General features: G+C 76.4%; 4 protein-coding genes and 1 pseudogene. All 5 read left to right on the top strand.

Annotated elements, in window-relative coordinates; all coding sequences use genetic code 11:
* Positions 1–141 (top strand): annotated as a pseudogene (locus tag AC2CJA_RS24990) (biotin synthase BioB); the annotation flags it as partial.
* On the top strand, positions 134–1,471 hold the full coding sequence (locus AC2CJA_RS24985; protein ID WP_484604943.1) for an adenosylmethionine--8-amino-7-oxononanoate transaminase: 1,338 nt from the start codon (positions 134–136) through the stop codon (positions 1,469–1,471). The pseudogene AC2CJA_RS24990 and the gene AC2CJA_RS24985, both read left to right, overlap by 8 nt.
* Positions 1,472–1,544: 73 nt before the next feature.
* Positions 1,545–2,279 (top strand): dethiobiotin synthase, encoded by a 735-nt coding sequence (gene bioD / locus AC2CJA_RS24980; RefSeq protein ID WP_484604942.1) that lies wholly within the window; start codon positions 1,545–1,547, stop codon positions 2,277–2,279.
* Between the two features lie 22 nt (positions 2,280–2,301).
* Positions 2,302–2,973, top strand: a complete 672-nt coding sequence (locus AC2CJA_RS24975; RefSeq protein ID WP_484604941.1) for a class I SAM-dependent methyltransferase — start codon at positions 2,302–2,304, stop codon at positions 2,971–2,973.
* A gap of 169 nt (positions 2,974–3,142) precedes the next feature.
* Positions 3,143–3,922: an ABC transporter ATP-binding protein gene (locus AC2CJA_RS24970; RefSeq protein ID WP_484604940.1), complete on the top strand. Its 780-nt coding sequence runs from the start codon at positions 3,143–3,145 to the stop codon at positions 3,920–3,922.
* Positions 3,923–4,012: the final 90 nt, after the last annotated feature.

Genomic DNA, 4,012 nt, shown 5'->3' with positions numbered 1-4,012 from the left:
GGCGGGGGCTGCGGGCCCTGCGGCGGCGCCGGGGACGGCGGGAGCGGTGCGGCCGCCGCGGCGGATCCCGGACGGGCCCGCACCGATCTGGTGGCGGTACGGCGGCGGGGCGCGGGCACGGAGCTGCCGCCCAATGCCTGACGCCGGAGCCCCGCTCCCCCTCTCCCCCGCACCCGGCATCCCGCCCGAGGAGCTGGCCGAACTCGACCGCCGCCACGTCTGGCACCCCTACGGTCCGATGCCCGGCCGCTCCGAGCCGCTGGTCGTCTCCTCCGCCTCCGGGGTCCGGCTGCGGCTGGCGCGGCCGGCCTGGGGCAGCGTGGAGCTGGTCGACGGGATGTCGTCGTGGTGGTCGGCCATCCACGGCTACAACCACCCGGTGCTCAACGAGGCGGCGGGCGCCCAGCTGGAGCGGATGAGCCATGTGATGTTCGGCGGTCTCACCCACGAGCCCGCCGTGCGGCTGGCCAAACGGCTGGTGGACATCACCCCCGAGGGGCTGGAGCACGTCTTCCTCGCCGACTCCGGTTCGGTGTCGGTCGAGGTCGCCGTCAAGATGTGCCTGCAGTACTGGCGCTCGCTGGGGCGGCCGGACAAGCGGCGGCTGCTGACCTGGCGCGGCGGCTATCACGGGGACACCTGGCAGCCGATGTCGGTGTGCGACCCCGAGGGCGGCATGCACCACCTCTGGTCCGGGACGCTGCCCGAGCAGGTCTTCGCGGACGCCCCGCCGGGCGGCTTCGACGCCGGCCCCGACCCGGTCTACGAGGCGCACCTGAGGGAGGCGGTCGCCTCCCACGCCGGTGAGCTGGCCGCGGTGATCGTGGAGCCTGTGGTGCAGGGCGCGGGCGGGATGCGCTTCCACTCCCCCGCCTATCTGCGGGTGCTGCGCGAGGCGTGCGACGAGCACGGCGTGCTGCTGGTGTTCGACGAGATCGCCACCGGCTTCGGCCGCACCGGCTCCCTGTTCGCGGCCGGTCACGCGGGGGTGGCCCCCGATGTCATGTGCGTGGGCAAGGCGCTGACCGGTGGTTACCTGACGATGGCCGCGACCTTGTGCACCACACGGGTGGCGGAGGGCATCTCGCGCGGCGAGGTACCGGTGCTGGCCCACGGCCCCACCTTCATGGGCAACCCGCTGGCGGCGGCGGTCGCGGGAGCCTCCCTGGATCTGCTGCTCGCCCAGGACTGGGCGGGCGAGGTGAAGCGGATCGAGGCCGGGCTGCGCGACGGGCTCGCCGGAGCCGCCGCGCTGACGGGGGCGCGGGACGTGCGTGTGCTGGGAGCGATCGGCGTGGTCCAGCTCGACCACGAGGTGGACATGGCGGCGGCCACCGAGGCGGCGGTACGCGCGGGCGTGTGGCTGCGGCCGTTCCGCGACCTGGTGTACACCATGCCCCCTTACGTCACCGGCGACGAGGACGTGGCGCGGATCGCGGACGCGGTGTGCGCGGCGGCGCGCGCGGGCTGAGAAGGCTGAGCGGGCCGGGGCGGGAACGGGCCGGGACCGTCCCGGCGTACGGAGGAACGAGGAGAGGCGCGAGATGTCGGTGCTGGTCGTCACCGGGACGGGCACGGAGGTCGGCAAGACCGTGGCCACGGCGGCGCTGGCCGCCGCGGCGGTGGCGGCGGGCCGCTCGGTGGCCGTGCTCAAACCCGCGCAGACCGGGGTGGCCGAGGGCGAGCCGGGGGACGCGGCCGAGGTGCGGCGCCTGGCGGGCGCGGACGTGACCTCCGTGGAACTCGCCCGCTACCCCGAGCCGCTGGCCCCCGAGACGGCGGCGCGCCGCGCCGGCCTGCCCCGGGTACGTCCCGAGGCGGTGGCGGAGACGGCGCGGGCGCTGGAGAAGGAGCACGACCTGGTGCTGGTCGAGGGCGCGGGCGGGCTGCTGGTGCGCTTCGACGACCGGGGGGCGACCCTCGCCGACGCCGCGCGGCTGCTGGACGCCCCGGTCCTGGTGGTCGCCGCGGCCGGGCTGGGCACCCTGAACGCGACGGCGCTGACGGCCGAGGCGCTGCGCTCCCGGGACCTGGAGTGCGCCGGGGTGGTGGTCGGCAGCTGGCCGCGTGAGCCCGGTCTCGCGGCCCGCTGCAATCTGGCGGACCTCCCGGTGGCGGCGGGCGCGCCGCTGGCGGGGCTGCTGCCGCAGGGTGCGGGCTCGCTGGAGCCGCCGGTGTTCCGCAGGCGTGCGGCGGGTTGGCTCTCCCCGCGGCTGGGCGGCTCCTGGAAGGGCGGCGCCGGGCTCGCGGGGGGAGAATGGGAGACCGCGCCGAGGTGACCGCGCCTTCCGGAGGACTTTCATGGCTCCTCACCGCAGGCCCGCGACCGGCACGACCGGCACCGTGCACCACCCCGTCTTCGCGCGCTACTACGCCCGCTTCGCCCCGGCGGTGGACGAGCGGACCGGGATCGGCGCGCACCGCGCCGATCTGCTGACGGGGCTGTCCGGCCGGGTGGTCGAGGTCGGGGCGGGCAGCGGCCTGAACTTCGGCCGCTACCCGGCCGCCGTGCGCGAGGTGGTGGCGGTGGAGCCGGAGCCGCTGCTGCGGCGGACGGCGCGGGACGCCGCGGCGCGCGCCGCCGTCCCCGTCCGGGTGGTCCCCGGCGTCGCGGAGGATCTCCCGCTGGACGGCGGGGTGTTCGACGCGGCCGTGGTCGCGCTGGTGCTGTGCTCGGTGCGCGAGCCCGACCGAGCCCTGGCCGAGATCCACCGGGTGCTGCGGCCGGGCGGCCGGCTGTGCTTCTACGAGCACGTCCGGGCCGACGGCGCCGCCATGGCCCTCCTCCAGCGGACGCTGGACCGCACCGTGTGGCCGCGCCTGTTCGGCGGCTGTCACACCGCGCGCGACACCGTGGCCGCGATCGGGGCGGCGGGCTTCACCGAGGTGTCCCCGCGGCGGCTGCGGGTGCCGGAGAAGGGGCTGCCGACGCCGGTGTCGGCGCATGTCCTGGGCAGTGCGCGGCGGCCCTGACGCGGCGCGGGACCGCCGGACGGCGAACGGCGGCGAAGGGCGGAGGCGGCGAACGGCGGGGTGTCCGGGGCGGTCCCGCGCCGTCTTGTGGATGGAAGGCCCCGCACCGGGTACGGGCCTGTCAGTCCCGGCTCCTGTGGGGAGCCGTCCGGCCGAGGCGGGAGGCGCGGTGTCCACTGACGCGGAGAAGGCGAGCGAGACGCCGGAGGCCGGGCGGCCCGCCGCCCGGGCCCGAGCGCTGACCAAGACCTACGGCAGCGGCGAGACGGCCGTGGTGGCGCTGGATTCGGTGGACGTCGACATCGCCGGAGGCCGGTTCACCGCGGTGATGGGCCCCTCCGGCTCGGGCAAGTCGACGCTGATGTACTGCCTGGCCGGGCTGGACACCGTCACCGGGGGGAGGGTGTGGGTCGGCGACGCCGAGATCACCGGGCTGGGAGACGCGGAGCTGACACGGCTGCGGCGGGACGAGATCGGCTTCGTGTTCCAGTCCTTCAATCTGCTGCCCACCCTGACGGCTCTGGAGAACATCACGCTGCCCATGGACATCGGCGGCCGCGGGCCGGACCAGCGGTGGCTGGACACGGTGATCGACACACTCCGGCTGCGCGACCGCCTCGGCCACCGGCCCGCCCAGCTCTCCGGTGGCCAGCAGCAGCGGGTGGCGTGCGCCCGCGCACTGGCCTCCCGCCCGAAGCTGGTCTTCGCCGACGAGCCGACCGGGAACCTCGACTCGCGCTCCGGGCTGGAACTGCTGGACTTCCTGCGCCGGGCGGTCGACGACCTGGGGCAGACGGTGGTGATGGTGACCCACGACCCGGGCGCCGCGGCCCACGCCGGCCGAGTGCTCTTCCTGGCCGACGGGCGGATCGTCGACGAGATGCCGCAGCCCACCGCCGAGGCGGTCCTGGAACGGATGAAGCGGTTCGACGCCGTACGGCGGTACTGACCTCCCTGACCCACCCGGGCGGGCCGTCTCCGGCCGGGTGCGTTCCCGGGGGGGGGCGGGGGGGGTGGGGGGCGGGGGGCGGGGCGCGGG

The organism is Streptomyces sp. ATLC9, from assembly GCF_057196705.1.
Note: the sequence above shows the minus strand (reverse complement) of the source record. Positions and strands in the feature narration are given on the sequence as shown.